Here is a 26209-nt window from a genome sequence, read left to right as displayed (position 1 = left end):
GGGCCCAGCCGCGACGTACCGCCGATGGCGGGATGCCCTCTCGAAGTGCGCGAAACTGGGCCCCGGCCTTCGCCGGGGAGGCGTCAGGTCTAGCTCGCCAGTTTAGAGCGACATCATCTGTCCCAGCTGCCGTCGCACCCTGGCCTTGCTCTCCTCGCCTAACGACCCGCGAATGCCGCGCCGCTCCTCCGGCACATGCTGCGGCACGCCGCCGAACACGAATTCGTCGAACATCGCCCGCCATGCCGCACGCTGGTTTTCGGGCAGGCCGGAAAAAGCCAGGATCGCGTGGACCATCGTGTCGAGCGGCGCGAGCCCCGGCTGCGGCGGTGGCGCCTCGTCCCACCAATAATTGACCAGGATGCTCACAGGATCGAGCGAGCGGACATGGTGCCACCACATATGCGGAATGAAGAGGGCATCGCCTGGCTCGAGTTCGGCGATCTGGGCGTGCGCCATCGCCTCGCGCGCCAGCGGGAAGCGGTCGAAATCGGGTTCGTCGGGATCGAACAGAGCGATCGGCGTCCCCGCCGGGGTAAATTCGATCGGACCGATGTAGAGATTCGCGACTTGATCGGGCGGAAACAGGGTGAAGCGCCGCCGCCCCGCCATCACCACCGCGATATTGCTGTTCATGTCATGATGCGTGGCGACCCGCACGCGATTGCCGATCCAGATGCGCGGCGCCACGCCCGCCGGCACGAGGGGCATGCGGTTCTCCGCTTCGAAACCAGGCAGTGCCTCGGGCACCATCACCGCTTGCGCCGCGATCGCCGGTGGCGATGACACTCGCGCCGCGGTGTCGAGTTGCGCAAACAGCCGGGCGAGCGTGGCCGAGTCGCGGGTGAAAGTCAGCGCCGACATGTCGGGGGTGTACGCCAGGCGTCCTTCCGCATCGGGTGGCGCAATGGCGATTCCGATCGGACCGCCGCTATCGAACCTGGCCAGATAGGCACCGGGATCAGGCGCGCGAACGGCTGGCCAGTCTGCGGCGATTCCCCGGAAAACCGCCGGTTTCGTGCGCTGAGCCAATGGGATGGCCGCGACCGGCGCCAATTCTTCGACCCTGTTCGTCATCGCGCGACTATGCCGGGAACAGCCGCGCGCTGACAACCGTACGCGGGGGCCCCAAGCTGGGTAGGCACCGCGACTGGACAAAGTCGCACCGCGTAATTATCTACCGAGCGATATGGAAACTGCCGTCCTCCGTGGCCGCCCCCGCGAATTCGACGTCGACCATGCGTTGACGGCGGCCCTGCGCGTGTTCTGGAGCAAAGGGTATGAGGGCGCGTCGATGACCGACCTCACCGACGCGATGGGCATCACGCGCCCCAGCCTCTACGCCGCTTTCGGCAACAAGGAATCCTTGTTCCGCAAGGCGCTCGACCTCTATGAGCGCGAGAAGCTCTGTTACATGGGCCAGGCGCTCGAGGCGCCGACCGCGCGCGGCGTCGCCCAGCGCCTGCTTCAGGGCAGCCTGGAAAACCAGACCAGCCGCGACGATCCGCGCGGATGTCTCGGCGTGATCAGTTCGGTCGCCTGCGGCGCCGAGGCCGATTGCATCCGGCAGGAAGTGCTCGAACGCGGCAGGATCGCGCACCAGGCGCTGATCGAGCGGATGGAGCGCGCGGTCGCCGAAGGCGATTTTCACACGCCGGTGGATGCCGAGGGCATCACCAAATATCTCACCGCCATCCTTCAGGGCATGGCGGTCCAGGCCGGCGCGGGCGCCTCGCGCGAAGACTTGCAGCGGCTGGTCGATACCACGCTCGCGGTATGGCCGAGCCGCTAATTCGTCGCGATTGACAAGCCCGGCTTTACGCCGCATTGCAAAAAATATCGCTCGGTACAGAATTTTCCCTTGAACCGTTCCATCCCAGTTTCTATACTGCTCGGTATAGAAGATGGACGGTCCTCCCCAGGACGTCCTTCGGATCGAAGGGAAGAGACCGCATGAACGGCCGATCGGACATCCGCCTCTAGCGTTTGCGTAAACAGGAATGAGCCTTCGCCCACGGTGCCCATGCGGTGCCGGAGCGCGCGACTCGTCACAATCATATCGGATCACCCCGGCGACGACCCCATCGCCGGGCATGGGCCGCCGCACGCCCCCTGCGGCGGCCCCAACAACAAGGAGGACACGCCATGGCCTATCTCGAATTCGCCCCCGTCGGCGGCGGCGCGCTGCTCGATCGGTCCCCCGTGGCACCCCGCGGCTTCACATCGAAGCCGGCCGATTTCTCCGCGCTCGAATGGCAGGTCGTCAATCTCGCCCAGCGCGATCGACTGTCGTCGATCAACCGTCCGGGTCCGCTCGCCCGCGCCTTCCGTTGGGCATTCGGCGGCGTGGTCAAGACGGCCTTGTCCGATCCTCGGCTCGAGGCGCTGCGCCGTATCGCCGTGCTGAGCTGGTATCGCGGCTTCTCGGTCGCGCCCGCCGAAGTCCGCGCCTTCCTCGCCGCCGGCTTCACGCTCGATCAGTACGAAGCCCTGCTTTTCCGGATCAACGCGATCCGCACCAATCTTCCCCGGAGCTTCCGCCGATGAACATGATCGCCCCGATCAACGACGATACCAACGCGCAGCCGCTCGACGGCACCGCGTCGGGCCGCAGCCCGATGTGGCAGCGCGCCGCCTGGGTCGCCGCGCCGATCGCCTTGCTCGCCGCCGGCTATGGCCTGGTCCATCGCTCGGCACCGGCCATGGCCGCGCCGCCGCCGCCGACCGTTACCGTCGCTACTCCGTTGGAGCGCGACGTTACCGAATGGGACGATTATGTCGGCCGGTTCGAGCCGAGCCGCTCGGTCGAGGTGCGCCCGCGCGTTTCGGGCGCGGTGACCGCGATCCACTTCACCGACGGACAGATCGTCCGTGCCGGCCAACCGCTCTTCACGATCGACCCGCGCCCTTATGCCGCCGCTTTGGCAGAGGCACGCGCCGGCGTCGCGACGGCCAATAGCGACCTTGCCCTCGCACGCGCCGATTATGACCGCGCGTCGCGACTGGTCGACGTCGACGGCGTATCGAAGAGCGAGCTGGATCGGCTGCGCGCCCGCGTCCAGGCGACCACCGCCGCGCTCGCCGCGGCTCAGGCGCGGGTTCGTGCCCGTGCGCTCGATGTCGAGTTCACCGTCGTCCGGGCGCCGATCTCGGGCCGGATTTCGGACCGCAAGGTCGATGCCGGCAATCTGGTCGCGGCGGGCGAAGGCGCCAATGCGACGCTGCTGACCACCATCAACGCGCTCGACCCGATCTATTTCAGCTTCGACGGATCAGAGGCCTTGTTCCTCAAGGCCAAGCGCGCCGGCGCCGGCACCGCCTCGCCGATCGAGGTCAAGCTGCAGGACGAGAGCGATTATCGCTGGAAGGGCAAGCTGGACTTCACCGACAACGCGCTCGACATGAAGTCGGGGACGATCCGCGGCCGCGCCGTGCTCGACAACCCGAACCTGTTCCTGACCCCCGGCATGTTCGGCAACATGCGGCTGGCGACCGGCGGCCGTACCCGTGCCTTGATGGTGCCCGACACCGCGATCGTCACCGACCAGGCGCGCAAGACGGTGTTGGTCGTCACCAAGGACGGCAGCGTCGCCGCCAAGCCGGTCCAGCTCGGTCCGGTCGTCGATGGTCTCCGCGTGATCCGCGGCGGGCTCGCGACGAACGACCGCGTGGTGATCGTCGGCACGCAAATGGCGCAGCCGGGGACCAAGGTGCAGACGCTCGCCGGCAAGATCGCGCCAGTGGCACCGGCCGCCGCGCCGCCCGCTCCGTCCGCGCCACCGGCAGGTCAAGCCACGCTCGCCCAGTAAGGGCCAACTCTCCGCTCGCCCTGAGCTCGCCGAAGAGCGGGCTCGGCGCGAGCGGAGCGAAATCCCGACCTTTTCGCCTCTATCTCCGAGGAACAGGAATCATGCGCCTGTCGCGCTTCTTCATCACGCGCCCGATCTTCGCCGCGGTCATCGCGGTGGTGATCACCATCATCGGCGCGATCGCCTGGGCCAGCCTGCCCGTGTCGCAATATCCCGACATCGTGCCGCCGACGGTCACGGTCAGCGCTTCCTACCCCGGCGCTTCGGCCGAGACGGTCGCGGAGACCGTCGCCGCGCCGATCGAGCAGGAGATCAACGGTGTCGACAACATGCTCTACCAGTCGAGCCAATCGACCGGCGACGGCAACGTCACGATCACCGTCACCTTCAAGATCGGCACCAATCTCGATGCCGCGCAGGTGCTGGTGCAGAATCGCGTCGCGATCGCCGTCCCGCGTTTGCCCGAGGAAGCGCAGCGGCTGGGCGTCGTCACGCGCAAGACCTCGCCCGACTTCCTGATGGTCGTCAACCTGGTCTCGCCCGACAATTCGCTCGATCGCGGCTATCTCTCCAATTACGCGCTGACCCAGGTGCGCGACCGCTTGAGCCGCATCGACGGCGTCGGCGACGTCCGCCTGTTCGGCAGCCGCGATTATGCGATGCGCGTGTGGATCGACCCCAATCGCGCCGCCGCGCTCAACCTGACCGCGGGTGAGATCGTCCAGGCGTTGCGCGCGCAGAACGTCCAGGTCGCGGCCGGCTCGCTCGGCCAGCCGCCTTATGCGCAGGGCAATGCCTTCCAGTTCAACGTCGAGACGCAGGGCCGGCTGACCGACCCCGCGCAATTCGGCAATGTTGTGATCCGCTCGGATGCCAGCGGCCGTCAGGTCCGTGTGTCGGACGTCGCGCGGGTCGAACTCGGCGCCGCCGATTACAATTCCAACACCTATCTGTCGGGCAAGCCGACCGTCGTGCTGGGCATTTTCCAGCGCCCCGGATCGAACGCGCTCGCCGCCGCCGAGAAGGTGAAGGCGGAAATGGACGCGATGTCGGCGAAATTCCCCAAGGGACTCGCCTATAGCGTCATCTGGAACCCGACCGACTTCATCCAGCAATCGGTCACCGCGGTGATGCACACCTTGCTCGAGGCGATCGTATTGGTCGTGCTGGTGATCGTCGTGTTCCTGCAGAAATGGCGCGCCGCGATCATCCCGGTGATCGCCATCCCGGTATCGCTGATCGGCAGCTTCGCGGTGCTATCGGCGTTCGGTTATTCGCTCAACAACCTCTCGCTGTTCGGCATGGTGCTGGCGATCGGCATCGTCGTCGACGACGCGATCGTCGTGGTCGAGAATGTCGAGCGTAACCTCGAACATGGGCTGAGCCCGTTGGAGGCCGCCCGCACCTCGATGGACGAAGTGTCCGCCGCGCTGGTCGCGATCGTGCTGGTGCTCTGCGCGGTGTTCGTGCCGACCCTGTTCCTGACCGGCCTGTCGGGCGCCTTCTACCAGCAGTTCGCGGTCACCATCACCACCGCGACGATCATCTCGCTGCTGCTGTCACTGACCCTCTCGCCCGCGCTCGCCGCCTTGCTGCTGCGCCCGCGCGCCGAGGAAGCCACGGGCGGCCGCCTCCACCAGCTCGTGCTGGCGGCGGGCGACCGTTTCAACCGCGGGTTCGAGCGGATGAGCAACGGCTATGCGCGCCTCACCGAGCGCCTGGTCGCACGGCCGAAGCGGATGATGACCATCTATGCCGGGCTGATCGCCGCCACCGCCGCGTTGTTCTACGCGACGCCGACCGGCTTCATCCCGGCGCAGGACCAGGGGTACTTCCTGACCGTCATCTCGCTGCCGCCCGGCGCCTCGGTCGAGCGCACCGACGCGGTGATGCGCAAGGTCGCAAACCGCATCCTGCCGCTCAAGGGCGTCAAGGGTGCGGTGATGCTCGCCGGGTTCGACGGGCCGTCGCAGACGCTCGCGCCCAATTCGGCCGCGGCGTACATCCCGCTCAAGTCGTTCGAGGATCGCGAGAAACTCGGCGTGACGCTGGCCAGCATCATGGATGAGGCGCGCAAGGCGACCGGGGACATCAATGAGGCGCGATTGATGATCGTACCCCCGCCGCTGATCCAGGGAATCGGCTCGGCCGGCGGTTATCGCCTGATGGTCGAGGACCGTGGCGGGCACGGCTATGCCGACCTCGCCGCCAAATCCTATGGCCTGATCGGCAAGGCCAATCAGACTCCCGGCCTCAGCCAGATCTACACCTTCTTCGACACCAGCACGCCGCGCGTCTTCGCCGATATCGATCGCGCCAAGGCCGATCTGATCGGCGTGCCGCCCGAGCGCGTGTTCGAAGCGCTCAACGTCTATCTCGGCTCGGCGTACGTCAACGACTTCAACCTGCTGGGGCGCACCTATCGCGTCACCGCCCAGGCCGACGCCCCGTTCCGCGCGACCGTCGCCGACATCGCCAACCTCAAGACGCGGTCGAATTCGGGCGAGATGGTGCCGATCGGATCGGTTGCCAATTTCAGCGACAAGACCGGGCCGTATCGCGTCGTGCGCTACAATCTGTTCCCCGCGGTCGAGGTCGACGGCGACACAGCCCCCGGTTATTCGTCGGGCCAGTCGCTGCAGACCTTCGAGAAACTCGCCGCCGACAATCTGCCCGGCGATTACGGCACCGAATGGACCGGCATCGCCTATCAGCAAAAGGCGGCGGGCAGCACCGCCGGCGTGGTGTTCGCGCTCGCCGTGGTGTTCGTCTTCCTGGTGCTGGCGGCGCAATATGAAAGCCTCGTCCTGCCGCTGTCGATCATCCTGATCGTGCCGATGTGCCTGCTCGCCGCGATGGTCGGCGTGAACTTGCGGGGGATGGACAATAACGTCCTGACCCAGATCGGCCTCGTCGTCCTGATCGCGCTGGCAGCGAAAAACGCGATCCTGATCGTCGAGTTCGCCAAGCAGGGCGAGGAGCAGCAAGGCCTGAGCCCGGCACGTGCCGCGATCCAGGCGGCACAGACCCGGTTGCGGCCGATCCTGATGACGAGCTTCGCCTTCATCCTGGGCACCGTGCCCCTGCTGATCGCGAGCGGCGCGGGGTCCGAACTCCGCCAGGCGCTGGGCACCGCGGTGTTCTTCGGGATGATCGGCGTCACCGCCTTCGGCCTGCTGTTCACCCCCACTTTCTACGTCGTGTGCCGCGCGCTGGGCGATCGCATCGCCCGCGCGCGCGGCAAGCGGCCCGCCGCCGGTCCGGACCTGTCCGGATCGCTGCAGCCGGCCGAATGAGGAACCAAGCAATGTATTCGCTTCGTCTGATCGCTCCGATGGTCTCCGCCCTCGCGCTCGCCGCCTGCGCGGGGCCCAACTATGTCGCGCCCATCACCCCGCCGACCGCGGCCGGCCAGTTCGTCTCGGCCAATTCCCCGGCGCTCAGCAATGATCCCGCCGCGTCCAATTGGTGGCGGCTCTATCAGGATCCCGTCCTGGACGGGCTGATCGCCGATGCGCTCAAGTCGAATACCGACATCCGCGTCGCGGTGGCGAATCTGGAACGCGCGCGCGCCTCGCTACGCGGCGCGCGCAGCGAGCGGCTGCCGTCGACCGGGCTCAATGCCGGCGCGACCTATGGGCGCCTGCCCGAAAGCCAGCGCGCGCCGGGCAGCCCGCGGGAGGATTGGTCGATCGATACCGGCCTCTCGGTGTCGTACGAGGTCGATCTGTTCGGCCGGGTCAAACGCGGGATCGAGGCAGCACGCGGCGACGAAGCCGCGGCCGCAGCCGATGCCGACGCGGTCCGCCTCGCCGTCGTCGCCGACACCACGCGCGCTTATGCCGATGCCGCCTCTGGCGCCGCGCGGCTCAAGGTGGCCAACCAGATCGTCGACCTGCTCGACAAATCACTGCAGCTGACCCAGCGCCGGCACGAGGCCGGGCTCGCCACGCAGCTCGACGTATCGCGCATTGCGACGCTCCGCCAGCAGCGCGCCGCCGACATTCCGGCGCTCGAAGCCGATCGCCAGGCCGCCTTGTTCCGCCTCGCGACCTTGACCGGCCGGCCCCCGGCAGATCTTCCGGCCGCGGCCGGCGAACGCGCCGTCGGTCTCGAGATCACCCAACCGATCCCGGTCGGCGACGGCGCTGCTTTGCTCAAGCGCCGCCCCGACGTCCTCGCTGCCGACCGCCGGCTGGCCGCCGATACCGCGCGAATCGGGGTCGCCACCGCCGATCTCTATCCGCATATCAGCCTGGGCGGGTCGATCGGCTCGACCGGTCCCAATATCGGCGACGTGTTCGGCGGCGGGCCGCTGCGCTGGCTGCTCGGGCCGTTGATCAACTGGGCCTTTCCCAATCAGGAAGGCGCGCGCGCCAAGATCGCGGCCGCCAAGGCCGACACCCAGGCGTCGCTCGCGACTTTCGACGGCACGGTGCTGCGCGCGCTCGAAGAGACCGAGACCGCGCTCAACGCTTACGCCCGCGCGCTCGACCGCCGCACCGCGCTCAAGGCGGCGCGCGACGAAGCGGCACGCGCCGCGGCGATCACGCGTGCGCAACAGCGCGAAGGCGCGGTCGATTCGCTCGCCTGGCTCGACGCCGAGCGCACCTATGCGGAAACCGAGGCGGCACTCGCCGATCAGGACGCGCGGATCGCCGACGCCCAGATCGACGTGTTCCGCGCCCTGGCGGGCGGCTGGTCGTAGAGTCGTTTTCAGCTTCGCTGAAACAAACTATAGGCGACCGGCCGCCGTCCTTGGAGGGCGGTGATCAGTCGATCCGCCCCGCCAGCGCAGCCCTCAGCGCTTCGAATTCCGCCTCCAGGCAACCGCCGACGAAATCCAACCCTTTGGGCGTCAGCCCGACCAATGTGCGGCGCGCGTCCTCCGGATCCGGCAACCGGGTGACATACCCCGCTTCCATCAGGAAGATGACGTGACGCAGCGCGGTCGAATGCGGCGCCGAACTGGCAAGACAGGCATCGCCGGTCGGCACCGCTCGCCGCTCGAACGCGGAGATGAACAAGTCGAGCAGGATGCTCCATTGCGCGCTGACCAGGCGGAGCTCCGACGCCACCTTCGTTCGTCGTCCCGCCGTCTTGAGCAGGAATTTGGCATAGGCGATCAGACCGGTATCGAGACTGGTGGACCGCCCGATTTCTCCCGCATCCGGCGTAGTCGATGAGCGGAAAGGGTCCCGATCAAAAGACTCACCAGCAGTGGCAGTGCCCAATAGGGCTGCGTGCTGACGTAGAGTTCCTTGGGAAGGGCTGGATTCATGATTGCGGGAAAGTGCGCGAGACACCCTCCCAATTGAGATGCTGCTGTCCATAGCGGCCAGAACCTTGTGCTTTGGCGCGCGATGACGACGAGGACGACCAGGAATATGACGTCGACGACGATCACGCCCCAATTTGGTCCATGCCAATGGTGTCCGAACAGGCCAGCGGAGATCGAGGCGATGGCGGCGATCATGTAAGAAGTTGCCACCCGTCGCTCGGTCGCGCCGCCCCGAAACCATGCGAATACGCATAGGCTCGGAAACGCAATGACGTAGACGACAAGACCGATATAGAGATAGAGTTGCATAGGTTCTGATCCCTATAGCGGTCGACGAATTTACGCAGCCCTCGCCTTGCGGCGTGCCCCCATCAGTTTGTCGGTCCCACAGCCGACATCGGATCCATCCAGGCCCAGCGCGTCGCGCGTGACGGCGAGACGCTGATGGCATTTGATGGTGTCCTCGCGAGCCTCGAACAGGCGTGCGAGCGAATGCGCCGCCAGAACCGCGGCATCGTGGCCCACCTCGATCGACGCGCCGATTTCCATTCGGCCACGGACAATCAAGCCAATGAGATCGGTTTGGGCGACGATCGCACTGTCGATGCCGGTTTCGGCCGGCAGTAGCGCGCGCAGGATCTTTCGCGCGACCGCCAAATCAGTTGTCGGAAAGCCGGCGAGGTTACTAGTTTGGATTGATGCAACGGACATGATTCCCCCTCCGCCGGAACCAACCGGTCCGGCCAATCAAAAATCGACTGCTGGGTGTGCGCCTAGAGGCGCTCGATGAGCATGCGGATGGCGAGCATGTAGAGAGACACTGCCGTCACCATCAGCGAAGCCGCGATCAAAATCGCGGCGATCGTTCCAGGATAATTCAGGTCATTGGTCGGCCTTCCTCTTGTCGGGAACGGCCAGGGCAGCCGTTCGAGCCATGAGGAAGACGCCGTCGAAACCTCATTCTCAACGCCGGAAATTGCCGATGAGGAAAAACCCCCTACCATTGCGCTGCTGCTCATCAGGGCGCGAACCGCGCTATCGCGATCTGTATAGCCGAGCTTTCGCACCGCATTGGCGATGTACGCGTCCACCGTCTTGGGGGAGAGGTGCAGGTCGCTGGCGATGTCCTTGGTGCGCTTGTGTTGCGCGACGCCCTTCAAACATTCGACCTCCCGGGGGGTCAGCGAAGAGAAGCGCGAATCATCCATAACGCCAAGCTAGCCCAATGCCGAACCATTTTGGACCGTTTAGTATTTATTGGGCATCAAGAAAATCGTCGCGATCGAGATGGCTGGCTCCTTTCCGAAGCGCGAGCATCCGATGGAACCCGCGCGGTTAGCTTCGCAGGCTGGGATAGGAGAGCATCGATAGGCTGCTTTGCCGGCGCCCGACGGCCTATGTCAGCGCATCCAGGAAAGGTTGCACTTCAGCGGAAACACGGTCAGCGCCAGCCGATGACCGGCGCATTAATAGGCGCACGATGGCTTACCCATCCGGCGCGGAGCGTAGCAGCGCTTGCTCGCTTGCCAGATCGTTGCGGATCGTGGTCGCCGCCACGCCGCCTTCGCCCATCGCGTGGCTGATCTGGTCCAGCCCCTTGACCACATCTCCCGCCGCATACAGGCGCGCGATATTGGTCCGCTGATGCGCATCGACGATCAGGCAGCCTTCGTCCGATCGCGCCGCGCCGAGACCGATGGCGAGCTCCGAATTGATGTCCGAGCCGAGCGCCGGATAGAGACTGTCGAAGCCCCAATCGCGTTGCGCGATGCGCAGGCGAATCTGGTCGCCATCGATCGCAAAGTCGCGAGCGGGCCCATCGACCACCACTATCTCGCCTTTCGCCAATAGGGCGCGCTCGTCCGGCGAGAGGTCGTGCTTTCCGTCCGGCGCGATCAACGTCACGTCGGCGGTATAACTGCGCAGGAACATCGCTTCGCGCGTTCCGTGCCCGCCAGTGCCAAGCACGGCGACCCGACAGTCGGTCACTTCATAGCCGTCGCAGATCGGGCAATAACGCAGCAAGCCGCGCGCCAACGCAGCCGCGTGCAGATCATCGGATATCGGCGGACGGCGATTGACGACGCCGGTGGCGAGCAGGACGCTTCGCGTGGCGATGACCTCGTCACCGACTGAGACGTGAAGGCCGCCGGCAACCCCCTTCAGGCCGGCAACCTCTGCGCGTATCAATTCCGCGCCATAGCGGCGGGCCTGCGCCCGCATGCGAGCAAGCAGGTCGGTGCCGGCGATCCCGTCGGGAAACCCGGCATGGTTGCGCGTCATCGGGATCGTCGCCGCGCGGCTCTTGCCCGCATCGATCACGCGCACATCGAGATGAAAGCGCGCGAGATAGATGGCAGCGGTCAACCCGGCCGGACCGCCGCCCACCACGACGCAATCAAGCATAGCGGCGGGCCGGTCCGGTGCGCGGCGAGGAGGGCGGCGAGGCTGTCAGACGGTCGCCTCGGTCAAGGTAGTGGTTTCCGGCTTGGTGAGCCCATTCGCCTTGTAATTGGCGATCAGCTCTTCCTTGCGCGCCCACAGTTGGTCGCCAAGTGCGTCCATGTCCAACCCGGCGTGGCGCGCCTGGCTGAACATGCCTTCCATCCGCTTTTCTTCCTCTTCGACATGATGCTCGATCTGTTCGGAGAGCACCTTGACCTTGGCATCGTAGAATTCGTCGCTCGGCGCGCCGGCTTCGATCTCGGCGATCAGCACCTTGGCGCCGTCATGCTCGACATAGGCTTCCTTGAGCAGATTCTCTTCGATCTTGCCCTCGCACGCCGGATAGAAGATCTCTTCCTCGATCTGGGCATGGACGGTCAGTTCGAGGCAAATTTCGAGCGCGATCTTCTGTTTGCGGCCTTCGCCGCTCGCCTTCTCGAACTGCTCGAACAATTCCTCGACCTTGCGATGATCGGCTTTCAGCAGTGCGATCGCATCCTGTTTCTCGGCCATGTCGTTTCTCCTGGATTTTCTTCTTGAACCGCGTCTGGTCAGGTTCGTTCCCGGAAGTCTTTTATTGCGAGTCGTTTGCACCCTGGGCGGGTGTCGAGTGGTCACGCGGACTCGCTTTGACAGGTCGCTCAGACTGGATCGGCACGCCGGGCATTGCGGCTCCTGCTGCCGCCAGCGTCTCCCGCACGCGCGCCAAGGCTGCGCCGTGCGGGTCCTGTTCGCCGAGCAGCGCGAAAGTGCCATTGAGCGCGAATACGCAATGGCCATGCACGGTTGCGAGCAACGATCTCGCCAGTGCCCCGGCGCGGTCGCGGCGGTCGTCCGGCAGCACCGCCGCGATTTCTCCGCGCAAGATATCGGTAAGCACGCCGCGCTGCCGCGCATAGCGTTCGGGAAACGGCACCCCGACCGGCAGGCGGTGGTCGTAAATCGCCATCCACAGATTGCGGTTGCTCAGCGCGAAATCGAAATATGATGCGACCAGCACGGCGATGCGATCCGCACCGGCGGCTTCGAGCGATCTAGCAACCGTCTCGGCCCAGACCAGGAAAGTCCGGCCGTTGATTGCGAGCATCAGGTCGTCGAGGCTGTCGAACACGTTGTAGATCGTGCCGACCGAATAGCCGATCCGCTTCGCCACCTCGCGCGCCGAGAAGCGCTGATAGCCGACTTCGGCGAGCAACGTGTGCCCCGCGCCAACGATCAGCTGTTCGAGTTCGTCACGCGTATGATCCGACCGCCGTCCCATAAGACCTGACTAAATGCGAAACTGAACACTGTCTAATATTTTTATTGAACACCGCTCAATTCAGTGGCACATCACTTCCGCCCGCCGATTCGACGGGTGTCGAATGGAGTTGTCCGAATGCAACCCGTTTACGTGACCGCGACCGCGCAATGCCTTCCGGGCGCGCCGATCGCGAATGACCGGATGGCCGATTATATCGGGCGCCTGTCGCCCGAGGCCGAACGGTTCGGTCGCCTGACCCTGCGCCAGAACGGCATCCGCTCGCGCCATTACGCGATCCGTCCCGACGGCAGCAGCGACTGGACCGTGGCCAAGCTCGCCGGGAAAGCGGTCCGCGATCTGATCGCGGACGCCGAGATCGATCGCGCCGCCATCGGGTTTCTCGCCACCGCCACGACCCAGAACGACCTGATGGTGCCGGGCCTGGCCAGCGGCGTGCATGCCGAATCGGGGCTGCCGCCGATCGAGCTCGCCAGCCTGCAGAGCGTCTGCGCGAGTTCGATGATGGCGCTGAAGGCGGCGGCGCTGCAAGTCGCCGCCGGCGAGCACCGCGCCGCGATCGCGGTCGGCGCCGAATTCTCCAGTCGTTATTTCCGACCCGGCCAATATCGCGGCACGGCCACGGTCAAGCTCGACGGCACCCTGCCCGGCGATGCCGAATTCCTGCGCTGGACCTTGAGCGACGGCGCGGCCAGCCTGCTGATCGAGGACCGCCCCGCGGCGCACGGTCTGTCGCTCCGCATCGACTGGATCTCGCTGCGTTCGTTCGCCGACCGCTTCGCGCCGTGCATGACCGGCGGCGGCGCGCACCAGCCCGATGGCTCGCTCAAGCCATGGAGTCTGCACGGCAGCGCCGCCGAGGCCGCTGCGGCGGGCGCGTTTCAGCTGCGCCAGGACGTCGACGCGCTCTATCGCATGCTGCCCGTCTGGCTCGGCGAGTTCATGCGGCTGGTTGACGAGAGGAAGATTGATCCCGTGTCGGTCGACTGGTTCCTGTGCCATTTCTCGGCGCATTCGCTGCGCCAGGAAATGGCGCGGCTTGCCGAGCGCGCAGGGTGCATGATCCCCGACGAGCGCTGGTTCACCAACATCTATGACAAGGGGAATGTCGGCGCCGCCGCCATCTTCCTGCTGCTCGACGATCTGATGCGGTCGGGTCGGCTGTCGCCCGGCCAGCGCATCCTCTGCGCAGTGCCCGAAAGTGGCCAGTGTATCATGGCCTATGCCGCAATGACCGTTGTCGAAGGAGACTTGCAATGAACGCCGCCATTCCCACGACCGCCGACAATCGCGCACTGGTCGAAGCCGCGCATCGCGGGCTCGCCCAGACCTGGATCGAGTTCGAAAGTGCGCTGGCACAAGTGCCGGTCGTCGCGCGCCTGCTCGCCGGCAAGCTCCGGCTCGAGGATTATCGCCGCTTGCTGTTCAATCTGCGCCAGCAAGTGGTGGAGGGCAGCCGTTGGATCAGCCGCGCGGCGTCGAACCTGGGTCCCAATCACGAGGAATTACGCTCGCTGTTCGTCCGCCACGCGGTCGCCGAACATCGCGACTATCGTCTGCTCGAGGACAATTACGTCGCCGCGGGCGGTACCGCCGAAGACATTCGCGCCGGCCGCATGAACATCGGTTCGGAAGCGCTGTCGGCATTCATGTATCACGCCGCGTCGCGTCCCGATCCGGTCGGGCTGCTTGGCGCGATGTATGTGATCGAAGGACTGGGCGAGCGCCTCGCCGGGCCGTGGTCGCAGGCAATCCGCGAACAACTCGGGCTTGGCGACGAAGCGGTAAGCTTCCTTGCCTATCACGGCGCCAATGATGGGGATCATCTCGACATGTTCGACCGCGCGCTCGCGCTCGCCATCGCCGATCGCGCGACGGCGGACGAGATCGTGCGCCACGCGCGGATCGTCGCGCGCCTCTATCGCCTGCAGCTTGAGGAGATCGACCATGTCTGATCGCGTCACGCAGCACGATCCGCGCGATCCCGATCCGTGGCTCGCGCTGATGCTCGACCGTTCGCTACCGCTGGCCAAGGAAGCCAAGGCCGCGCTGATCCGCGACCAGCAATCGCGCAGCCGTCAGTTCCTGCTGCCGCTGGTCCGCCCGCTGGCGCGCGCGATGATCGTCGTCGCGCAATTGGTCCACACGATCAGCCCGCGCTGGCCCAACGCGCCGCGACTGCTCCACCGCTCGATCGCGTTCGGTATGCGGCGCTTCCTCACGCCCGACGCCAACCGCCTGATCCTGCGGCACTTCCACCTTGGCGCACAGGTCCTGCGGTTCATTTCGGACAACGCCACGCCGGGCTATCATCCCGATTTGCGGCCGATGCGCCCGCGGCGGATCGCCGAGGTGAAGGACAATCTGTTCCTTCACCACGACCTCAACATCTACAATTTCCTGATCGACCTGAACCGCGAACTGGAGCGGCGCGGGGTAGCACTTGGCCGCGTCACTGATCTCGATTTCTCGGCGATCGAGGACGAGGTTGCGCTCGACCCGCTGCCCAACGGCTGGCTCAACGTGATCGACCTGCAGACTGCAATCGAGCTCTACACGCCGGCTTATGCCATGCTGTTGAGCGATCGCGATTTCTGGCGCGCGTCGAATTCGCTACAATTGGACGAGACGATCGGGCTTTATGCCGCGCGTCTGACGGGGGAGGAAAAGCATCTGGCGATGATCAACAACCGGCATCCCCTGGTGCCGTTTTCGACGCTGCGCGCGGGCTTTCGCCTGATGCTCCACGGTCTGTCGACCGAGGTGCTGCACGGTTTCCTGCGCGAGATGAAATCGCGCCAAGCTGCTGCTGCGGCCGCCTGATCCTCCCGGAGATTCACGATGTCCGCACCTGATTTCTCGCTGCTCGCGAAGCGCCGCTTCGGTCCGATGTTCGTCGTTCAGTTCATCGGCGCGTTCAACGACAACGCGCTCAAATATGCGATGCTCTTCCTCGTCACTTTCACGCTCTACAAAGGTGACGAGAATGGCGCGGCGTCGCTCGCGGCACTCGCCACCGGCCTCTTCATCCTCCCCTATTTCCTGTTCTCCGCGCTCGCGGGGCAGATCGCCGACGGGTGGGACAAGGCGAAATTGATGCGCATCGTGAAGGGCGCGGAGATCCTGTTCATGGCGATGGGCCTGGCCGGGCTGGCGCTGCAATCGGTGCCGCTCCTGCTGATGGTCCTGTTCCTGATGGGGTGCCATTCTACTATCTTCGGCCCGGTCAAATATTCGATCCTGCCCCAGCATCTCGGCCCCAACGAGATCATGGGCGGTACCGGCATGATCGAGGCGGGCACATTCCTCGCTATCCTGGCGGGCCAGCTGATGCCCAATTTCATCCCGCCCTGGGAAGCGGGCCTGGTCGCGACGGGGATGGCCGTAGTGGGATTCCTCGCCAGCCTGGCGATTCCGCCAGCACCCGCAGCTCCAGGCGTGGTGCCGGTCGACCGCAACGTGTTCCGCAGCACCTGGCAAGTGTTGCGATCGGCGCATGACGCGCGCGATGCCTGGCTGTGCATCCTGGGGATCAGCTGGTTCTTCGCGATCGGCGCGGTGCTGCTCAACGATTTCGCGCCGCTAGTCAGCAACCGGCTCGGTGCGGGCAAGCCGGTCGTGACCCTGTTCCTGCTGGTCTTCTCGATCTCGATCGCGATCGGTTCACTGGCGGTCAACCGCCTGCTCAAGGGCAGGGTGTCGGCCCGCTACGTGCCGCTCGCCGCCTTGCTGATGGCCGGGTTCATGATCGACCTGTGGCAGGCGACGCACCATTTCGTCGTCACCGCCCCCGGTGCCGATATCGCCCGCTTCGTGGCCGCGCCGGGCAGCTGGCGCATCCTGATCGACCTCGCCGGCCTCGCCTTTGCCGGCGGCATGTTCATCGTGCCGCTTTATGCCTTGCTCCAGACCAACAGCCCGGTCGCCGAGCGCTCGCGGATCATCGCCGCCAACAATATCGTCAATTCGCTCGTCATCGTGCTGGTGATGGCGGTGGTGATCGCGATGGCGGCCTTGGGCGCGTCGATCCCCGCGGTGATCGCGACGATGGGTTTCTCGACCCTGGTCGTCGCGCTCATCAGCTGCTGGCTGCTGCCCGAAACGGTGATCAAGCGGCTGATGCGAACGCTGCTCGAAATCGCCTATCGCGTCGAGGTCCATGGCAAGGAGAATATGCCCAAGCCCGGCGAGCGCGCGGTCGTCGTGGTCAACCATGTGTCGTGGCTCGACGGTCTGCTGCTCGCGGTGTTCCTGCCCGGCAAGCCGGTGTTCGCGGTGCATAGTGCAGTGGTCGCGAGCTGGTGGATCAAGCCCGCGCTCAAGCTGTTCCGCGCCTTCCCGGTCGATCCGACCAATCCGATGTCGACCAAGGCGATGGTCAAGGCGGTCAAGGACGGCAATACCCTGGTGATCTTCCCCGAGGGACGAATCACCGTCACCGGCGCGCTAATGAAGGTGTTCGACGGCCCCGGCATGGTTGCCGACAAGGCCGATGCGCCGATCATCCCGGTGCGGATCGACGGCGCGCAATATTCGACCTTCTCCAAGCTGCGCGGCAAGGTTCGGCTGAAGCTGTTCCCCAAGATCACGCTAACCGTGCTGCCGCCGCGGCGGTTCGAGATCAAAGGCGAGATGACCGCGCGCGCCCGCCGCGCGATCGCCGGGCGCCGTCTCTATGACGAGATGAGCAGCATGATCTTCGCGACGTCGGAAACCGAGACGACGCTGTTCCAGGCATTGCTCGACGCCAAGGACGTCAATGGTGGCAAGTCGCCGATCGTCGAGGACATCAAGCGCGAGCCGATGACCTACAAGAAACTGGTCGTCGGCAGCATGGCGCTGGGCCGCGCGTTCGATCCGATCACCCGACAGGGCGAAGCCGTCGGCGTGTTGCTGCCCAATGTCGCCGGCGTGGTCGCGACTTTCTTCGCGCTGCAACGGATCGGGCGCGTACCGGCGATGCTCAACTACACGGCCGGGCTGACCAATTTGAAGGCGGCGTGCCAGGCGGCCGAGGTGCGCACGATCATCACCGCCCGCGCCTTCATCGCCCAGGGCAAGCTGGAGCCGATCGTCGAGGGCCTCGAAGCCGACGGGCGCAAGATCGTCTATCTCGAGGATATCGGCGCCGGCATCGGTACGATCGCCAAGCTGCGCGCATTGGTCGCGGCGCGCTGGGCGGGACGGCTCCATCGCAAGCGCAAGGTCTCGCCCGACGATGCCGCGGTGATCCTGTTCACCAGCGGCTCGGAAGGGCTGCCCAAGGGCGTGGTGCTGACTCATCGCAATTTGCTGTCCAATTGCCAGCAACTGTCGGCGCGGATCGACTTCAACTCGTCCGACCTGGTGCTCAACGCATTGCCGGTGTTCCACAGCTTCGGGCTGACCGGCGGCACTTTGCTGCCGATCCTGAGCGGGATTCGCACTCTGCTCTACCCCAACCCGCTCCATTACCGGATCGTGCCCGCGCTCGCGTACGACGCCAATGCGACGATCCTGTTCGGCACCGACACCTTCCTGGCCGGCTATGCGCGGATGGGGCATAATTACGACTTCTACTCCGTCCGCTACGTCTTCGCCGGCGCCGAGCGCGTCCGCGACGAGACGCGCAAGGTCTGGGCCGAGAAATTCGGCGTGCGCATCTTCGAAGGCTATGGCGCGACCGAGGCGGCGCCGGTGATCGCGGTCAACACACCGATGCACTTCAAGGCAGGCAGCGTTGGCCGCCTGTTGCCGGGGATCGAGGCCAAGGTCGAGCCGGTCGAGGGCATCTGGGAAGGCGGCAAATTGTCGATCCGCGGGCCCAACATCATGGCCGGCTACATGAAGGCCGACCGGCCGGGCGCGTTGCAACCCCCGGAAGAAGGCTGGCACGATACCGGCGATATCGTGACGATCGACGAGATGGGCTTCGTCACGATCCGCGGCCGCGCCAAGCGCTTCGCCAAGATCGGCGGCGAGATGGTCTCGCTGCCCGCGGTCGAGGGCTATGCCGCCGCGACCTGGCCCGACGCCGACCATGCGGTCGTGACGCGGACCGATGCACGCAAGGGGGAGCAGCTGGTGCTGTTCACGACGGCCAAGGGAGCGAAGGCGGCGGAGTTGCAGGCATGGGGCAAGGCCAATGGGATCGCCGAACTTGCCATTCCACGCGACATTCGGGTGGTCGACGCGCTCCCGGTGCTCGGGACGGGAAAGCTCGATTATGTGACGATGGGGGCAACGGCGGCAACGTAAGTTGCGAATCCAACCTCCCTCCGTTGGTAACCCTGGCCTTGTGCCGGGGTCCACGGCGAGGCAGGCGCTGGACAAGAGGCTCTTGCTTCGGGATTGAGGCACAGTGGATCCCGGCACAAGGCCGGGATGACGGAGTAGTAGTGGGTCACCAAATAGGGACGACGGCTGTATGCGTGTTCTGCTGACCGGCTTGCTCCTTCTCCTGGCGCTCCTGCCGCGCGCGGCGGCGGCACAGACCGTCGAGAGCCCTGCGGAAGCCCTGACCCGCGACGCCGCCGAATACGCCAAAATCTTCGCAGTGCCGCAGGGTGAAGCCGAGCGCCGCCTCTCCGCGCTCGATGCCAGCGTTCCGATCACGGACGCAATCGAAGCCCGGTATCGCGACCGCATCGCCGGTATCTCGATCCAGCACCGCCCCGACTTCCGCATCAACGTCTACCTGACCGGCACGGACGCCGTCCCCGACGAGACTTTGCAGCTCGGCGGGATGACCGTCCCCGTCACCTTTCGAACGGGCGCGCTCGCCTCGCGCGACAAAGTGATCTGGGCAGTGACCTGGCACCAGGCGCAGATCCGCGCGATGTTCTCACGCCCGCCCGCCATGGGCCTCGACCCGCGCACCGGCGAATTGGTCGTGCTGATCACCAGCGGCGAGGCGAAGAGCGGCGTCGAGCAATGGCGCAAGAAGGTGGAGGCGGTGGCGGGCGTCCCGGTCAGCATCCGCGTGGTCGATCAGGTCGACGTCAACCTGGCCTCGCCCGCGGGCGGCGCGCGGCTCGAGGGGAACAGTCCCGACGACGGCAAGCGTTACCTCTGCACCAGCGGCTTCGTCGTTACCGACGGCACGCGCTACGGCGTCGCCACTGCCGCGCATTGCCTCGACCAGATGAGCTTCGTCGCGCCCGACCATAGCGAAGTGCCGCTGAACTTCGTCGGGCAATGGGGATGGGGCTATCACGACGTCCAGATCGGCACGGTGGCGGAACCGCTCGCCGGCCTGTTCTACGCCGACACCGCCAAGACGATCGAGCGGCCGGTCACTGGGATGCGAACGCGCGACCAGACGCGCGCGGGCGACTTCGTCTGCCATCGCGGTGAGCGTACCGGCTATAGCTGTGCATTGGTCGAACTGACCGATTTCGCGCCGGCCGGCGATCTGTGCGGTGGAGCGTGCCTGCCGACCTGGGTCACGGTATCGGGACCGACCTGCAAGGGCGGCGACAGCGGTTCGCCGGTTTTTTCGGGGACGACCGCGCTCGGCATATTGAAGGGGGCGACCTATCGTCCCGACGGCAGCTGCGCCTTCTATTTCTACATGTCGGTCGATTACCTGCCCCAGCCCTGGTCGCTGGTATTGGACACAGCACCTGCGCTGCCCGGCGTTCAGCCTCCCTTACCCCCTGTCGCGCCGACGGAGATTGGTGCAAGGGGCCAGCCATGACCGCGATAGGTATTTTGGGAAGCGAGGGCCGGATGGGCCGCGCGATCGCCGCGATCGCCGCCGATTTCGGCGCGACCGTGGCGGGTGGGGTCGACGCCGACGGCGATCCGCTGGCGCTGGCCAAGAGCGCGGACGTGCTGGTCGACTTCACCGCCCCTTCGGCGCTCGAAGCGAACCTGGCAGCGGCGTGCGAAGCAGGAACGCCGATCGTCGTCGGGACCACCGGGCTGGGGCAAGCCCATCATGACCTGATCGACAATGCCGCGGCGCGGGTCGCCGTGCTGCAGACCAGCACCACCTCGCTCGGCGTCACCTTGCTCGCGCGGATCGTCGCCGATGCCGCCGCGCGGCTTGGGCCGGAATGGGACATCGAGATCGTCGAGGCGCATCATCGCCACAAGGTCGACGCGCCGTCGGGCACCGCCTTGCTGTTGGGCGACGCCGCCGCCGAGGGACGTGGCGCCAAGCTCGCCGACCTCAAGGTCGTCGATCGAGCCGGGCTGACCGGAGCGCGCAGCGAAGGAACGATCGGCTTTGCGTCGATCCGCGGCGGATCGATTGCCGGCGACCATCAGGTGATCTTTGCCGGGCCGGGCGAGCGGCTCGAACTGATCCACCGCGCCGAAAGCCGCGAGATGTTCGCGCGCGGCGCGGTCCGCGCGGCCATGTGGCTCGCGGGCCAGCCGGCCGGGCGCTACACGATGCCCGAAGTCCTCGGACTCTGAGGCGCGCAATGAACAAGGCCGATGTGGTCGAGTTTTTCAGCCGTCTCGCCGCCGACAATCCGCATCCCGAAACCGAGCTCGAATCGGGCAATCCCTATCAATTGCTGGTCGCGGTCGTGCTGTCGGCCCAGGCGACCGATGTCGGCGTCAACAAGGCGACGCGAAAGCTGTTCCAGGACGTGCATACTCCGGAGCAGATGGTGCAGCTCGGCGAGGAGAAGCTCAAGGAGCACATCAAGACGATCGGGCTGTTCAACACCAAGGCCAAGAACGTCATCGCCTTGTCCGAGCAATTGATCGTCGAGCATGGCGGCGAAGTCCCCGACGATCGCGACGAACTCGAGAAACTGCCCGGGGTCGGACGCAAGACCGCCAATGTCGTGATGAACGTCGCGTTCGGCGCCGAGACCTTCGCGGTCGACACCCACATCTTCCGCGTCGGCAACCGCACCGGGCTGGCGCGGGGCAAGACGCCGCTGGCGGTCGAGCTCAAATTGGAGAAGGCCGTGCCGCAGCCGTTCCGGCTGCATGCTCATCACTGGTTAATCCTGCACGGCCGATATGTCTGCAAGGCGCGCACGCCAGAATGCTGGCGATGCGTCGTTGCCGATCTTTGTGCGTTCAAGCCCAAGACGCCGGCGCCCAAATCGCGCGCCGCCTGATTGATTTGTTGTCGCATCGTTTAGGCGGAAAACCGGTACCCACTTTTCCGCAAGATGTTTTGGAGTAGAAGACCATGCGCCCGCTGCTATTCGCTCTCGCCGCCGCCGCGATCGTCGCCCCGTTGAGCGCGAAGGACAAGGAAGTGCCGCCCGCGACTCCGTCCGGCCCCGCGGTCGATTGCGTCAATCTGAGCCAGGTGCGCGAGACGCATGTCCGCAGCGACCAGGTGATCGATTTCGAGATGAACAACCGCAAGATCCTGCGCAACACCTTGCCCAGCGCCTGCCCCGGCCTCGGCTTCGAGGAAAGGTTCGCCTATTCGGTGTCGACCAACCAATTATGCTCGGTCGATACGATCACCGTGCTGCAATCGGGCGGTGCCGGTCCCGGCCCGCGCTGCGGCCTGGGCAAGTTCCAGCCGGTCACGATTACGAAATAGCCGCGAAATCGGGCCGGAATAGAATCGCTGGCGCGCGCGGCGATGCTTTGCTAGGCGCACCCGGCTCGCACCCGTAGCTCAGCTGGATAGAGCGCTGCCCTCCGAAGGCAGAGGCCACAGGTTCGAATCCTGTCGGGTGCGCCACAATCTCAATGACTTAGCTGAGCGTCGCGATGGAGGTACGGAAAACGTACGGAAAACATCATCGGACGAAATGCGATGAAATGAGCTCTCGCCAAGGACGATTCGTCAGTGCGACCGGGTTCTTCGCGCCCGCACACGCTGCCCGGATCGCGCCGATAACGGCGTACCTTTCCAACTTGATATGATATTCTCAGTCTGGCGGGTGATCGGGTCTCAAGCGTGCCGGGTATGGCACGCATTCACTGCGCCGCACGAAAACATCGATGATCTACAAGGCCACCGGCAATCTTCATGCGATCCAGATCCTGCTGAGCCACACGAAGATCGAGAACACCGTCCGTTATCTCGGCGCCAATATTGAAGACGCCCACACCCTTTGAGAGCGAACCGAGATCTGAAGCTGGAGCGGCCGGTCCGCACTCGAGATGGGCTGCTCCGACGCCGGGCGACTAGGATGCGCGACGTTTCGCCACGGGCCGAATGGTCGTGCGGTCCTTACCTCGGAGGGCGGCGTCACGTGACGATGATGTTCGGTCCATCCAGTTCGATCTTTTCAATTCGCGGCGGACCGGCGTCGCCGCCGCTCCAGTCCGTCAGGATCGTCATCGTCCATTCGCCCAGGTCGTAGTGGCGACAATGCGTGGCGGCGGGTTCGCAGGCGTCGATGCTGTTCAGGTTGGCGACGGCCATCGCCGCGAGCATCGTCTGCTTGCAATCCCTGTCCTTGGGCAGGTTGGCCTTGGTGCAGTCGAACACTGGTGATGTGTCGGTCTTCAGCCGCGTGGTCGCCTCGCGCAGCACGACTACCCCCTCATAGGCGTCGACAACATTCGAAGCAGAGAACCAATGCTCGTCGTTCAGGTCGGCGCAGGCAGGCTGCCAAGTAGTTTCCTGGCGCGAATATTTCCAATCCTTCTGCCGCACGGCTCCGACGACTCGATAAGAGGCGGTGCTTTCGACTCCATACGGACGAATCGGACTATCTTCGCTCGGCCGATCTTCAAGCTGGTTATATTTGAGGAACAGGTTGTCGCTGCGGCACAGGCCGGGAAATTGAGTACCGTACGATTTTGTCTGGATCCACACTGTGCTCACCGCGGCGCGGTTGCCGCGAGCGATCTTGCCAGTGCCCTTAAGGATCGAGTTCAGATCGCGCCGTACTTGGCGGTTCGCCTTTTGCGCTGACAAAGCGCGCATCTGGCGTGACGTGAGCGGAGCATCGTCGCCCGCGGCCGCCGGCGCCGCGAGCGAGGTTGTCAGGATGACAGCGAGGCAGGTAAGGAACTCGGCGCGCATGACTTCTTATCGTCCGACCTCAAGGCCTCATCAAGGATAACGGTCAGCTAGCGTTGCGATGGCAGCAACGCGCGCCCGGTTCAGACGTTCGATCCGGTGTTGGACGAGTCTGTAACCTGCTGGCCGTCAGTCGTCGGTGGCTAAAGACGAGCTCACGAGAAACGGTGGTTACGGGACATTAACGGCGCGTTCTGTACAACTTGAAAATGTCGAAGATCGGTTGGAACGCCGCGGTCTGGAGGAGTTGGCTAGCGCTCCCAAAAGAGCCAGAGGTACTGGTTGCGCAATATGGCGCGCTGAAGCGGCAGATGCCGCTGTTGTACACGTTGATCTTCGTCAACACGGCGGCCGTAACATACACGCACTGGAGCGTCGCGCCAAAGTGGCTCACTATCGGCTTCAGCGGTTTGCTTGGGGTCGTCTGCGCCTGGCGGATTGTCTTTTGGATGAGAACAACCAACCTCCAGCGGAACGAGTACTGCAAAGCTCGGCATCAATTGCGTCGGACGATCTACCTTTCCGCCGTCCTCGGCAGTGGATTTCTCATTTGGTCACTGCTGCTGGATCACTATGGCGGTACCGCTGAGCACGGGCATATCGCTTTGTTCGTCGCGGTTACCGTCATCGGCTGCATCTTCTGCTTCGTCGAGCTCCCCCAAGCAGCAACGACCGGAACTTTGGTCGTGACGGTACCATACCTCCTTTATTACGTATCGCGAGGAAACGCCGTCTTCACGGCCATGGCGCTCAACATCTTTTTGGTCAACACTGTGATGATCCGCGTCCTGTGCAACAGCTTTATGAGCTTCAAGACGTCAATAATTGCCACCGCTGCCGTCGCTGCGAAGCAGAGAGAGACGGAAATACTTAGCACGGAGAACGCTCGGCTCGCGCATACGGACGCGCTGACCGGGTTGCCTAACCGGCGCTTCTTCTTCAGTGAGCTCGGCCGCCGCCTCGCAGACGCCAAGGAGGGTGGGTCCCGCTTGTCAGTCGGCGTGCTAGACCTCGATCGATTCAAGCCGGTCAATGATACCTTCGGGCATGCGCTGGGCGATCGTCTTCTGGCCGCCGTCGGCGAGAGACTTTTACACAACGTCGGTGCACGGACCGTCGTTGCTCGCCTAGGCGGAGACGAATTCGGGCTGATCATTCCCGCCGATAGCGACGTCGAGGGTTTGGGAGCCGCGATTTGTGAAGCTCTCGGGCAGCCGTTCGAGGTGGACGGCCACAGTGTCACCATCGGCTGTTCCGGCGGCTTTGCCTCATTTCCTGAGGCTGGCACGACCGTTCATGAGCTGTTCGACCGCTCGGATTACGCGTTATACCATGCCAAATCGGCCTCGGTCGGGAGTTCTTCCCTTTTTTCGCTCGAGCACGAGACACGCATCCGTTCCGATCGCTCACTTGAAACGGCGCTCCGGGAAGCCGATCTCGCGACGGAACTCTACGTCGTCTTTCAACCGATTTTGTGTACGCGAACTAACGTCGTGACTGCCGTGGAGGCGCTTGGGCGGTGGCGGAGCGCGGTCTTGGGCGACGTCAGCCCGGAGCGCTTCATCGTTACGGCCGAACGGCTGGGGATGATGCAATCGATCACCCTCAACCTTTTGGGCAAGGCGCTCGCTGATTTCGCTACGCTGCCCGAATCAATCGGGCTTTCGTTCAATTTATCTGCCCATGACATTGTGTCTCCAAGTACAATCGCAAAGGTGCTTGACCACATAAACAAGTCGACGGTGGACCCCAAGCGCATCGCATTCGAACTGACAGAGACTTCAGTTATGAGTGATTATGATGCGGCAGTGATGGGGATCCGCGCGCTGCGCGAACTAGGCATCCGTGTCGCGCTTGACGATTTTGGAACGGGATATTCCAGCCTCAGCTATTTGCGCCAGCTTCCGCTTGATAAAGTAAAGGTCGACAGGAGTTTCGTGACGGATATTAACAAGCCCAGCGGTCGCAATATCGTCGCGGCGATAGTGGGGCTGTGCCGCACGTTGCAACTGGAGTTGATCATCGAGGGCGTTGAGACGGAAGGCCAATTGATTGCATTGCAGGCCGTGGGCTGCAGTCTTGCGCAAGGCTATCTATTTGCGAAGCCCATGAGCGTAGCGGAATTAACGCTGTGGTGCGCAGGGCAAGAGTTCTCGTCGACAGCTCTCCCCCAATATAATGTAGAGAGTACATCGCGGACGTTACTCCGCGCAGGCTGATTGCCGCAATCACGTTCAACCGCTCGTGAAATCAGTGGAATCTCTAGGGCTGTGGGGTTGCGGACCCCGCCGCGGGCGAGCCGACAGCGACCGTTTTGGTAATATCTCACCCCAGACCCGACATTCAGCTATCGGCCCACTTTCTGCCGTTCTCTTCGCGAATGATCGAATGACGGGATCTGGGCCGGTTGCAGACCGGCAGGTTTAAGGCGCGACTGCTGTCAAAGCGGACATCGGCCGATCGACTAGAGT

At 64.6% G+C, this 26209-nt stretch carries 23 protein-coding genes, 1 tRNA gene and 1 pseudogene; 16 read left to right on the top strand and 9 right to left on the bottom strand.

The window, feature by feature from the left end:
• Positions 1-102: 102 nt before the first annotated feature.
• A complete protein-coding gene (locus tag SPR01S_RS09570; RefSeq protein WP_066588586.1) occupies positions 103-1077 on the bottom strand; it encodes a cupin-like domain-containing protein in 975 nt (324 codons plus the stop codon).
• Positions 1078-1189: 112 nt separating this feature from the next.
• On the opposite strand from SPR01S_RS09570, the gene SPR01S_RS09565 reads away from it, so the two are divergent.
• The 5 genes from SPR01S_RS09565 (at position 1190) to SPR01S_RS09545 (ending at position 8517) form a co-directional block, all read left to right on the top strand.
• Positions 1190-1792 (top strand): TetR/AcrR family transcriptional regulator, encoded by a 603-nt coding sequence (locus SPR01S_RS09565; protein WP_066588584.1) that lies wholly within the window; start codon positions 1190-1192, stop codon positions 1790-1792.
• A 353-nt stretch (positions 1793-2145) separates the two neighbouring features.
• The gene (locus SPR01S_RS09560; protein ID WP_066588582.1) at positions 2146-2547 is read left to right on the top strand and encodes a hypothetical protein; all 402 of its coding nucleotides are present in this window, start codon (positions 2146-2148) and stop codon (positions 2545-2547) included.
• Positions 2544-3809, top strand: coding sequence for an efflux RND transporter periplasmic adaptor subunit (locus SPR01S_RS09555; protein WP_066588579.1), 1266 nt, complete (start codon positions 2544-2546; stop codon positions 3807-3809). The genes SPR01S_RS09560 and SPR01S_RS09555 overlap by 4 nt, the downstream gene beginning before the upstream one ends.
• Positions 3810-3910: 101 nt before the next feature.
• Positions 3911-7105 (top strand): efflux RND transporter permease subunit, encoded by a 3195-nt coding sequence (locus SPR01S_RS09550; RefSeq protein WP_066588577.1) that lies wholly within the window; start codon positions 3911-3913, stop codon positions 7103-7105.
• Positions 7106-7116: 11 nt separating this feature from the next.
• Complete coding sequence (locus SPR01S_RS09545; protein WP_066588574.1) at positions 7117-8517, top strand: efflux transporter outer membrane subunit; 1401 nt, start codon at positions 7117-7119, stop codon at positions 8515-8517.
• 64 nt (positions 8518-8581) lie between these two features.
• On the opposite strand, the gene SPR01S_RS09540 is transcribed toward SPR01S_RS09545, so the two are convergent.
• The 7 genes from SPR01S_RS09540 to SPR01S_RS09510 form a co-directional block, all read right to left on the bottom strand.
• Positions 8582-8887 carry a winged helix DNA-binding protein gene (locus SPR01S_RS09540; protein WP_066588572.1) on the bottom strand — a complete coding sequence of 102 codons (306 nt, stop codon included), beginning with the start codon at positions 8885-8887 and terminating at the stop codon, positions 8582-8584.
• Positions 8888-8934: 47 nt separating this feature from the next.
• On the bottom strand, positions 8935-9399 hold the full coding sequence (locus tag SPR01S_RS09535; protein WP_066588570.1) for a hypothetical protein: 465 nt from the start codon (positions 9397-9399) through the stop codon (positions 8935-8937).
• 30 nt (positions 9400-9429) lie between these two features.
• Positions 9430-9837, bottom strand: coding sequence for a hypothetical protein (locus tag SPR01S_RS09530; RefSeq protein WP_169803411.1), 408 nt, complete (start codon positions 9835-9837; stop codon positions 9430-9432).
• Between the two features lie 26 nt (positions 9838-9863).
• Positions 9864-10298, bottom strand: a complete 435-nt coding sequence (locus SPR01S_RS09525; RefSeq protein WP_066588564.1) for a response regulator transcription factor — start codon at positions 10296-10298, stop codon at positions 9864-9866.
• Between the two features lie 277 nt (positions 10299-10575).
• Positions 10576-11496 carry an NAD(P)/FAD-dependent oxidoreductase gene (locus SPR01S_RS09520; RefSeq protein ID WP_066588563.1) on the bottom strand — a complete coding sequence of 307 codons (921 nt, stop codon included), beginning with the start codon at positions 11494-11496 and terminating at the stop codon, positions 10576-10578.
• A gap of 45 nt (positions 11497-11541) precedes the next feature.
• A complete protein-coding gene (locus tag SPR01S_RS09515) occupies positions 11542-12048 on the bottom strand; it encodes a hemerythrin domain-containing protein (RefSeq protein ID WP_066588561.1) in 507 nt (168 codons plus the stop codon).
• A 61-nt stretch (positions 12049-12109) separates the two neighbouring features.
• Positions 12110-12796: a TetR/AcrR family transcriptional regulator gene (locus tag SPR01S_RS09510; protein WP_084251074.1), complete on the bottom strand. Its 687-nt coding sequence runs from the start codon at positions 12794-12796 to the stop codon at positions 12110-12112.
• Positions 12797-12913: 117 nt separating this feature from the next.
• Between SPR01S_RS09510 and SPR01S_RS09505 the strand changes: the two genes are divergently transcribed.
• The 10 genes and pseudogenes from SPR01S_RS09505 to SPR01S_RS21205 form a co-directional block, all read left to right on the top strand.
• Complete coding sequence (locus SPR01S_RS09505) at positions 12914-14056, top strand: 3-oxoacyl-[acyl-carrier-protein] synthase III C-terminal domain-containing protein (RefSeq protein WP_066588559.1); 1143 nt, start codon at positions 12914-12916, stop codon at positions 14054-14056.
• Entirely contained in the window at positions 14053-14751 is a 699-nt protein-coding gene (locus tag SPR01S_RS09500; RefSeq protein ID WP_066588556.1) for an iron-containing redox enzyme family protein, read from the top strand. Before SPR01S_RS09505 ends, SPR01S_RS09500 begins: the two co-directional genes overlap by 4 nt.
• Entirely contained in the window at positions 14744-15619 is an 876-nt protein-coding gene (locus SPR01S_RS09495) for a DUF6999 family protein (RefSeq protein ID WP_066588554.1), read from the top strand. Before SPR01S_RS09500 ends, SPR01S_RS09495 begins: the two co-directional genes overlap by 8 nt.
• Before the next feature lie 18 nt (positions 15620-15637).
• Positions 15638-19033: an acyl-[ACP]--phospholipid O-acyltransferase gene (locus tag SPR01S_RS09490; RefSeq protein WP_174531883.1), complete on the top strand. Its 3396-nt coding sequence runs from the start codon at positions 15638-15640 to the stop codon at positions 19031-19033.
• 169 nt (positions 19034-19202) lie between these two features.
• A complete protein-coding gene (locus SPR01S_RS09485) occupies positions 19203-20474 on the top strand; it encodes a chymotrypsin family serine protease (RefSeq protein WP_174531882.1) in 1272 nt (423 codons plus the stop codon).
• A complete protein-coding gene (gene dapB, locus SPR01S_RS09480) occupies positions 20471-21199 on the top strand; it encodes a 4-hydroxy-tetrahydrodipicolinate reductase (RefSeq protein ID WP_066588552.1) in 729 nt (242 codons plus the stop codon). The genes SPR01S_RS09485 and dapB overlap by 4 nt, the downstream gene beginning before the upstream one ends.
• 8 nt (positions 21200-21207) lie before the next feature.
• On the top strand, positions 21208-21861 hold the full coding sequence (gene nth, locus SPR01S_RS09475; RefSeq protein WP_066588549.1) for an endonuclease III: 654 nt from the start codon (positions 21208-21210) through the stop codon (positions 21859-21861).
• Between the two features lie 74 nt (positions 21862-21935).
• Positions 21936-22301, top strand: a complete 366-nt coding sequence (locus SPR01S_RS09470) for a hypothetical protein (RefSeq protein ID WP_066588542.1) — start codon at positions 21936-21938, stop codon at positions 22299-22301.
• Positions 22302-22368: 67 nt separating this feature from the next.
• Positions 22369-22445, top strand: a tRNA-Arg gene (locus SPR01S_RS09465).
• 209 nt (positions 22446-22654) lie between these two features.
• Positions 22655-22825 (top strand): annotated as a pseudogene (locus tag SPR01S_RS21205) (integrase); the annotation flags it as partial.
• 133 nt (positions 22826-22958) lie between these two features.
• Here SPR01S_RS21205 and SPR01S_RS09460 read toward each other — a convergent pair.
• Positions 22959-23741 carry a hypothetical protein gene (locus SPR01S_RS09460; RefSeq protein ID WP_066588540.1) on the bottom strand — a complete coding sequence of 261 codons (783 nt, stop codon included), beginning with the start codon at positions 23739-23741 and terminating at the stop codon, positions 22959-22961.
• 206 nt (positions 23742-23947) lie between these two features.
• Here SPR01S_RS09460 and SPR01S_RS09455 point away from each other — a divergent pair, with 206 nt between their 5' ends.
• Positions 23948-25957, top strand: coding sequence for a putative bifunctional diguanylate cyclase/phosphodiesterase (locus SPR01S_RS09455; protein WP_066588531.1), 2010 nt, complete (start codon positions 23948-23950; stop codon positions 25955-25957).
• The last annotated feature ends 252 nt before the right edge of the window (positions 25958-26209 follow it).

This window comes from Sphingomonas pruni NBRC 15498 (assembly GCF_001598455.1).
Classification (GTDB): domain Bacteria; phylum Pseudomonadota; class Alphaproteobacteria; order Sphingomonadales; family Sphingomonadaceae; genus Sphingomonas; species Sphingomonas pruni.
This window is presented reverse-complemented; position numbering and strand designations above follow the sequence as displayed.

Excerpts from the sequence above, each read along its gene's own strand:
- SPR01S_RS09570 (WP_066588586.1), bottom strand. The coding sequence starts at position 1,077 with ATGACGAACAGGGTCGAAGAATTGGCGCCGGTCGCGGCCATCCCATTG.
- SPR01S_RS09565 (WP_066588584.1), top strand. The coding sequence starts at position 1,190 with ATGGAAACTGCCGTCCTCCGTGGCCGCCCCCGCGAATTCGACGTCGAC.
- SPR01S_RS09560 (WP_066588582.1), top strand. The coding sequence starts at position 2,146 with ATGGCCTATCTCGAATTCGCCCCCGTCGGCGGCGGCGCGCTGCTCGAT.
- SPR01S_RS09555 (WP_066588579.1), top strand. The coding sequence starts at position 2,544 with ATGAACATGATCGCCCCGATCAACGACGATACCAACGCGCAGCCGCTC.
- SPR01S_RS09550 (WP_066588577.1), top strand. The coding sequence starts at position 3,911 with ATGCGCCTGTCGCGCTTCTTCATCACGCGCCCGATCTTCGCCGCGGTC.
- SPR01S_RS09545 (WP_066588574.1), top strand. The coding sequence starts at position 7,117 with ATGTATTCGCTTCGTCTGATCGCTCCGATGGTCTCCGCCCTCGCGCTC.
- SPR01S_RS09535 (WP_066588570.1), bottom strand. The coding sequence starts at position 9,399 with ATGCAACTCTATCTCTATATCGGTCTTGTCGTCTACGTCATTGCGTTT.
- SPR01S_RS09525 (WP_066588564.1), bottom strand. The coding sequence starts at position 10,298 with ATGGATGATTCGCGCTTCTCTTCGCTGACCCCCCGGGAGGTCGAATGT.
- SPR01S_RS09520 (WP_066588563.1), bottom strand. The coding sequence starts at position 11,496 with ATGCTTGATTGCGTCGTGGTGGGCGGCGGTCCGGCCGGGTTGACCGCT.
- SPR01S_RS09515 (WP_066588561.1), bottom strand. The coding sequence starts at position 12,048 with ATGGCCGAGAAACAGGATGCGATCGCACTGCTGAAAGCCGATCATCGC.
- SPR01S_RS09510 (WP_084251074.1), bottom strand. The coding sequence starts at position 12,796 with ATGGGACGGCGGTCGGATCATACGCGTGACGAACTCGAACAGCTGATC.
- SPR01S_RS09505 (WP_066588559.1), top strand. The coding sequence starts at position 12,914 with ATGCAACCCGTTTACGTGACCGCGACCGCGCAATGCCTTCCGGGCGCG.
- SPR01S_RS09500 (WP_066588556.1), top strand. The coding sequence starts at position 14,053 with ATGAACGCCGCCATTCCCACGACCGCCGACAATCGCGCACTGGTCGAA.
- SPR01S_RS09495 (WP_066588554.1), top strand. The coding sequence starts at position 14,744 with ATGTCTGATCGCGTCACGCAGCACGATCCGCGCGATCCCGATCCGTGG.
- SPR01S_RS09490 (WP_174531883.1), top strand. The coding sequence starts at position 15,638 with ATGTCCGCACCTGATTTCTCGCTGCTCGCGAAGCGCCGCTTCGGTCCG.
- SPR01S_RS09485 (WP_174531882.1), top strand. The coding sequence starts at position 19,203 with ATGCGTGTTCTGCTGACCGGCTTGCTCCTTCTCCTGGCGCTCCTGCCG.
- dapB (WP_066588552.1), top strand. The coding sequence starts at position 20,471 with ATGACCGCGATAGGTATTTTGGGAAGCGAGGGCCGGATGGGCCGCGCG.
- nth (WP_066588549.1), top strand. The coding sequence starts at position 21,208 with ATGAACAAGGCCGATGTGGTCGAGTTTTTCAGCCGTCTCGCCGCCGAC.
- SPR01S_RS09470 (WP_066588542.1), top strand. The coding sequence starts at position 21,936 with ATGCGCCCGCTGCTATTCGCTCTCGCCGCCGCCGCGATCGTCGCCCCG.
- SPR01S_RS09460 (WP_066588540.1), bottom strand. The coding sequence starts at position 23,741 with ATGCGCGCCGAGTTCCTTACCTGCCTCGCTGTCATCCTGACAACCTCG.
- SPR01S_RS09455 (WP_066588531.1), top strand. The coding sequence starts at position 23,948 with ATGTCGAAGATCGGTTGGAACGCCGCGGTCTGGAGGAGTTGGCTAGCG.